The 7,247-nt window shown below is 44.0% G+C and carries 4 protein-coding genes and 1 pseudogene; 2 read left to right on the plus strand and 3 right to left on the minus strand.

Annotated elements, in window-relative coordinates:
* Positions 1-109: 109 nt before the first annotated feature.
* Entirely contained in the window at positions 110-3,505 is a 3,396-nt protein-coding gene (locus Q1A70_RS08215) for a response regulator (RefSeq protein WP_299688820.1), read from the plus strand.
* Between the two features lie 78 nt (positions 3,506-3,583).
* A pseudogene (locus tag Q1A70_RS08220) lies at positions 3,584-3,802 on the plus strand (transposase); the annotation flags it as partial.
* Between the two features lie 27 nt (positions 3,803-3,829).
* Here Q1A70_RS08220 and Q1A70_RS08225 read toward each other — a convergent pair.
* The 3 genes from Q1A70_RS08225 to Q1A70_RS08235 form a co-directional block, all read right to left on the minus strand.
* A complete protein-coding gene (locus Q1A70_RS08225; RefSeq protein ID WP_299696890.1) occupies positions 3,830-4,831 on the minus strand; it encodes an ISL3 family transposase in 1,002 nt (333 codons plus the stop codon).
* Between the two features lie 138 nt (positions 4,832-4,969).
* The gene (locus Q1A70_RS08230) at positions 4,970-6,739 is read right to left on the minus strand and encodes a sodium:solute symporter family protein (RefSeq protein WP_299688814.1); all 1,770 of its coding nucleotides are present in this window, start codon (positions 6,737-6,739) and stop codon (positions 4,970-4,972) included.
* A 266-nt stretch (positions 6,740-7,005) separates the two neighbouring features.
* Positions 7,006-7,191: an oligogalacturonate-specific porin KdgM family protein gene (locus Q1A70_RS08235; protein WP_299688914.1), complete on the minus strand. Its 186-nt coding sequence runs from the start codon at positions 7,189-7,191 to the stop codon at positions 7,006-7,008.
* Between the last annotated feature and the right edge of the window lie 56 nt (positions 7,192-7,247).

Raw genomic sequence — 7,247 nt, forward strand, 5'->3', positions numbered from 1 at the left:
GTCAAAGTGAAAAAACTCGTTAATTTCGTTAAATTGGAACCTGTCACTCTATTCTCTGCCCTTGTTTTATTCGGTTAGCAGTACATCAAAGGAAAGTAGTACCCAATTTATGTTTAGATTCTATCGAAAGCAGAAGTTTCAGCGCCTTCAAAGTACCCTAATGTTGGCGTTTCTAGCCCTCAGTATTACCCCAGTGACTCTTATCGCGATATTTTTCCTCCAATCGCACAGTCAAGATCTTCAGGAACAAAGCACCTCGCACCTTGTTTCTGTGCGTGATACCAAACAGCAGCAAATTGTTGATTATCTAGAAGCTCAAGAGTCTCAAGTCATCGGCTTTGTACGCTCAGAGTTAGCCAATGCCAGTGGCGGGCGATTTTATGGTTTGATCAATGCTTTCCAACGATTGGGGTTAGATATTGACGAGGCTCGCAACAATGCTCAGCAGCGCTACATTCAGGGATCTGGCGATCAAATCAAAACGTCGATTCTTCCAGAGTCCAGTAGCTTTATTGGCAGCGAGCGTTATCGACTACTTCACAAGCGCTACCATAATGCTTACCTAGAGCTGCTTAAACGCTCTGATTTTGACGATATTTTATTGGTTGATATCAACGGTAACGTCGCTTATTCCGTCTTTAAAAATGATGATTACGGCACCAACCTGCTGACTGGAAAATACAAGGACTCCAACCTAGGTATTACCTTTCAACGACTAGCGAAAGACGTAACCGACCGACGCAAATCTAACGAAGATTACACGCCGGTTATCGTTTCTGACTTTAAAGACGAGAACGGCAAGCAGACCGCATGGCTCGGCGCCCCTATCGTACAACAGGGCTATCTACACAGTTATGCCATGTTCAGACTGCCAATGAATGGCATCACTAAGCTTATCGCTGATCTAAACAAAAGCTCTAACATCCAAACCTTGTTGGTCGGCAGTGATTACCTCACTCGCAGCCTTGCGCACTCACAAGCATCGATCGACTTGAGCTTCAACGTGATTAACAAAGCATTAGCGGGCGAAACAGCGGTTGGTACCTTCAATAATGCTCAAGATCAGGCAATTATCGCCGCCTATACGCCAATTGCACTTAAGCATATAACTTGGGCGCTGGTAGTTGAGCTTCCAGAAAAAGAGGCATTCGCACGGGTTCACCAGCTAGAAAAGATCTTCGTGATTGTGATGTTTACTGCGATAATTCTGGTAGTTGTCGCCTCTCACTACCTATCTAATTTCATCACGTCGCCTCTACTTAAGCTCACTTGGGCCGCAGAGAAAGTCTCGGCGGGTGATCTGGATGAAACCATGATCAACACCCAACGCAAAGATGAGATAGGCCGTTTAGCTGTCAGCTTTGAGCGAATGCAACGCTCGATTCGCGACAAACTGCAGCTGATAAAAAATCAAAATGATGCTCTTGAAGACAACCTAAAAACCATTCAAAAACAGAATCAAGAGTTGCAACTGGCGAACAAACTCAAAGATGAGTTCTTAGCCACCACCTCACACGAACTCAGAACCCCACTTCATGGCATGGTTGGCATCGCCGAAGCGCTCATTTCTGGAGCCAATGGTCCTATTCCGGCTAACCAAAAGTACCAACTCGATATCATCATCAATAGCGGCCAAAGATTGACGACCTTGGTTGATGATCTACTCGACTACCACAAGATGCGCTATGGCAGCTTAGATATTAAGAAATCGGCGGTGGATTTGTCTGCAGCCACCAGCTTGGTGCTCGAACTTTCCCATCACCTGTTGGGGAACAAGCCGATCCGCATTATTAACCAGGTACCGAGTGATTTAGGACTGGTTTCATCCGATCCTCAACGACTGGAACAAGTGATGTATAACTTGGTCGGTAATGCCATCAAGTACACCTCGGAAGGCAAAATTGTTATCTCAGCCAGCGCGATCGACGACAACATTCGTGTGCAAGTGGTCGATACCGGTCAAGGCATACCTGCAGAGTATCTTGAACACATCTTTGAGCCCCTGATTCAAGCGGGTCCAGATGCCAGCAACTATCGCCAAGGTGCAGGGCTTGGATTATCCATTAGCCGTCAACTGATCGAGCTGATGGGAGGCTCATTGTACGTCAGCAGTCAACCGATGCTCGGCACCACGTTCAGCTTTACCTTGCCTTTGGCGAGCCAAGAAGAGCTCAATAGTTACAATGAATCTAGCCATTACTCACACTTCCAAACACCAGAGCGGATTGATAATAGCCAGCAGCAAAGCAGTGCTATCCTTGAAAACCCAGATGGCCCATTACTGGTTATTGCCGATGATGAACCAGTGAACCTACGCATACTCGACAGCTTCTTAAAATTAGAGGGCTATCGAGTTCGCACCGCATGTGACGGACCAGAGACCATTGAGTTAATTGAAAAAGAAAAACCAGAGCTGCTTCTGCTCGACATCATGATGCCCGGCATGAGTGGTTATCAGGTGTGCGAAGCTTTGCGCAAACACTATGACCACGCTCAGTTACCAATCATCATGCTGACCGCACTTAACCAAGCACAAGACCGTGTCCGAGGTTTCGAAGCTGGGGCCAATGACTACTTATCAAAACCGTTTAACAAGCAAGAGCTGGCGGCTCGAATCACAGCGCACTTAACGGCCAGTAAAGCAGAGCAAAGACGCATTGAAAATGACCAACTGCAACTTGAGCTCAAACATCGAGCGATGGTTGAGGCTAACCTGCTAGAAACACAAGGACGCCTCCTAGAACAATTAGAGTCAGCACCAGAAGCTATCATCTGTATTCGTGATGACCAACGAATTCGCTTTGCCAACGAAGCGGCTGCTAAGCTCTTTAGACGCAGTCAAGAGCAACTCAAGCGCTCAATGGCCGATGAAATCATCGCACCCAAATACCTGAATGTTGAACAGGCTCACTACTGTGGTGATATTGATATCTATATTGATGATACCCGTCAGCGCATACCAAGTGATATCCTTAAGCTGCCGGAAGGGGCTGGGCTCGACACCATGTACATCTTTAATGTCGGAGGTGGTGTTAACTCAAACCGAATCAACAACCTTGAGACAGCCGTAGAGGCACTTTCAAGCTATGCCTTTGAAGGCGACAAAGATAAGTTGCAACAGCTAAAAGAACTTGGCGGAGAGTTTACTCGCCTTGCGGATAAAGCAACCGGTGAGGGGAAAAACAAGCAAGAGTTAATGAGAGAAGTCTTGGTCGAGGTGATGACCAATGCCATCACCTACTGGGAGTCGGTGACCGGAGAAACCAAGTTTGCTTTCGCTGAAAAGAGCGGACTATGGCGCGTCTACCTAGACAGAAGTACGCTACAAACTCGGACGCTAGACAAGTATCTGCGTGCAGAAACCCTACCTAAAACGCCTCGCTGGCGCACGGTATTAAGCTCGATTGACTTCATACTGGAACACTGCCAAGAGCAAACGCCAGAGAGAACTCATATTGAGACACTCAGAGATAAACTACAGATGCTATTAACTAAGGCGTGTTGAACTTTCATGAGTGCTTTTTGAACAGCATGGTAAAGGGTTATAATTTGCTTCGCCAAAAGTAAAACCATAACCAATACCATGCCAAGAACAATGCTAATTGATATTCGATGGGAACTGCTACTCCAAGTTATGAAAAGTACAGGTCGTATTTACGATAAAGCTGAACATCGAATGACATTTGAAGGAATACTTTATCGAATGAGGACAGGTATTCCTTGGCGAGATCTACCCTCTGAGTTCGGAGAGTGGAGTACCGTTTACAGACGATTTAATCTTTGGTCAAAGAAATGGATTTTAAAGGACTCAGTTTTCGTGCAAACTCTTTCAATGGCTTAATTCCACTCTCTTGTACCTGTTCATACCCGCACCCCAGAGCCCCTTAGCGTGCCTTTCTGACTCACAATACCAAAGCTCTTTGAGTTGGGCTCCGAGTATATAAGTGGTCATCAAATCCTTATTGATATTCAATATTTCGGTAAGGTAGCTGTCTTGCCGAGTATTTAAGTTGCCTCTATTTTTCAACAACACCCAGCGTGAGCGCTTGACCCATTGCCTCGCTTTTTTATCTTGCTTGAGTTTGTTGGCTTGGTCGACTCTGACTCTATCCATCACTTCACGACCGAACTTAGCAACAACGTGGAATAAGTCGTAAACGATTTTTGCGTTCGGGCAGTGCGCTTGAACTTCAAGGTCAAAAGCCGTATTCATGTCCATCGCGACCGCTTCGATATTGCTGCCATGCTTACCTAACAGCTCGAAGAATGGTCGTATGTCCTTGCGGCTACGGCCTAACCCTATCCAAATGACTTGGTGAGTCTTAGCGTCAGCGATGACAGTGGCATACCGATGCCCTTTAAAGATGGCAAACTCGTCCATGACGAGTTGCCTTAGTTCTTCCCATTTCACTGACGGTACCACTTGTTTAAGTCGGCGTTTATCTATCTCTTTAATCGTGTGCCAATGAACGCTAGTTAGCTGAGAAATATGCTTAATGGGAAGAAGGGGTAAAAGTTGTTCTATATAGCTTTTTAGGCGCTTCGTTATACGAGCATAAGGCTCTAACCAAGATAGCGACTCTGTTTTTATACCGCAGTTACGACACTTAATCCTTCGTGTTTGAACGGAAAGTTCAACAGGAACACCGAGTAACATGGCCTCTTTCACATGGCGCCATTGATACTCATGGATGGCTTCGGCTTCAAGACCACAAAGGCATTTAGCCTCAGAATTAGGTTTAAGAGTCAGGGTAATAAGTGATACTGTCTGGTGAGACTTTACTATTTGAAAGCCTTCCCAGAATGAAGATAGGAAAGTATGATTCGGCATGAAAACGGTAGTTTGTGTATGATTTTTGTTTGGCGACTAAACCATATCACTTACTACCGTTTTTGTTTTTAGTTCCCGCTAATCCGCGATGAACCTAAAATAATCCATTTAAGTAAATGTTAGCCTACTTTTTGGCCCTTAAGAATAACTTCGTTGATTAGCTTCAATGCTTTCTTCAACTCGTGCACTTCTTTTCAATGCATAACCTACTACAAAGATGGCAGCGGCACAGCAAAGAAATACCATCCGTCCCCACATTGGGTTTGGAATCAATACCATCAGTACAAGTCCAGTAGCCATTACCATCACCAATGTACCCAGCTTATTACGCTGCATTCTATCGAAGGTGTCTTGATCATCAGCAGCGACTACTTCTGTTTGAAGGTCAGTAAAGAACTCATCTGTACTCTGCTTGTTCAGATCTTTATCTTCACTATAAAACAGTGTTGTAGCCCAGAAGAATCCAGCCGTTAGGAATAAATGAGCAACGATGGTGATGACAGTTCTCATTTCAGAAATTTCGCGACCTGTTAGGTTTTCCATGCCAAACCAAGCGCCAACTACCTGAGGAGTGAAAATATTGATCACAGACCAAGAAACTAAACCGCCAAACACAACCGTTGTCCACGGTGCCCATTTTGGCGTTTTACGAATAATCATACCGAAGCACAGTGGTACTAAGATTGGACCTTGTAACAGCGTCGTTACTTGCATCATTAAATCAAACAAACTGAGTTCTTTCAGTGACAAGAAGAACTGAGCCATTAAAATAACAAGAACCCCATTCACAATACAGGCGAGTTGGCCTGCGCGGAGTAGTTCTTTATCCGTCGCTTTGCCTTTACGCATAATGTTTGCGTAAAAGCTACGAACAAAAATTCCTGAATTTCGATTTAGAGCAGAGTCCATCGATGACATAGTTGCTGCGAACAAACCTGCCATAAGTAATCCCACGGTACCAACAGGCATGGCTTCACGTGCAAAGACTAGGTATACCGCATCACTCGCTTTTGCTCCTAGCTCTGAATACTGTGCCGCAGCGTCTGGGTAAAGGATTGCTGATGCCCAAGGTGGTACGAACCAAATGACACAGCCAGCTAGCATCATAATACCTGCGAACAAGGCTGCTTTCGACGCATTATCGGAGTCTTTCGCATTAAGAAAACGGTAAGAGTCCTGCATGTTATTTAAACTTTGTAATTGCTTAACAACAAAGAACAAAAACGAACAGACCATCAGTAACGGATAGTTCATATCTGGGCCAATCCAAAAACCTGAAGGGAAATTGGTGACAATCTCACCTGGCCCGCCAACTTTAATTATCGCAACAATGGCACAAGCAATAGAGATAACTGCAATAACCAATGTTTGAATAAAATCAGATGCAACAACTCCCCATGCACCACTCAGCAAGGAAATTATAAGTACAATAATGCCTGTAACCCAAATTGTGGTAGAAATGTCAGCATTAAATACAGCAGAAGCAAAAACACCTAAACCATTCAACCAAACCGCCGCCACGATGACACTAAGAGGAATGATCATCCAAGTGAAGAATTGTTCATTTGTTGAGTCAAAGCGACGTCTCACACCTTCGGTTGGAGTATCAACACGCATTTGACGAAAGCGTTTAGCAAAATAAAAATAGGCAAAAACATACGCCATAAAATTACCTAAAAAGACACCCAAAACAGCAAAGCCATCATTGAACGCCTTCCCCGCAGCACCTGTAAAAGTAAAAGCAGAAAACTGGGTCATGAAAGCGGTCGAACCCACCATCCACCAAAGCATTTTACCACCTCCACGAAAGTAGTCACTCGCGCTGTTATTTGCCATTTTTTTGAACAATAAACTGATTGCTACCATAAGAGCAAAGTAGCCAGCTATGACAAGGTAATCGTATTCCATAGTATCATTTCCGAAACAGTGTTTTAATTTGATTGAAGTATAGGTTTATATACCTCAATTATCCGTGACCAAAATCGAAACGTCGGTTTATTATTGTAAATAACTTAAGGTTCGTTGACGTAGATCACACTTATTCGGTCGATATTTTTAAGAAACTCCGATTCATTATCAATTTCAAAGACTAAAACAAAACCAGAGCGCATAGCGTCGCACCCTGTTAATAAATGAATCATTCCCTTCAACTATTTATCAATGATTGAGTTTGATCAAAAGTTGTATTTAACACCAACGCGATAGCGAAGAGAGTGGTCATCTTTAACTCCATTATTATTTTTGTCATGGGTAACAAATCCAACTTCCGCAAACGGTACCCAACCACTTTCTAGTTGACTGTATTCACCAAAGAAATTCACTAAGTGATCCGTATCTTTATCCGGCTTTGTTGCGTAAATCGAGTGAACTAAATCAGAATCGTACGATCAGATCAGAGACATTCTCTTATTGACTC

Source organism: uncultured Vibrio sp. (assembly GCF_947488985.1).
Classification (GTDB): Bacteria; Pseudomonadota; Gammaproteobacteria; order Enterobacterales; family Vibrionaceae; genus Vibrio.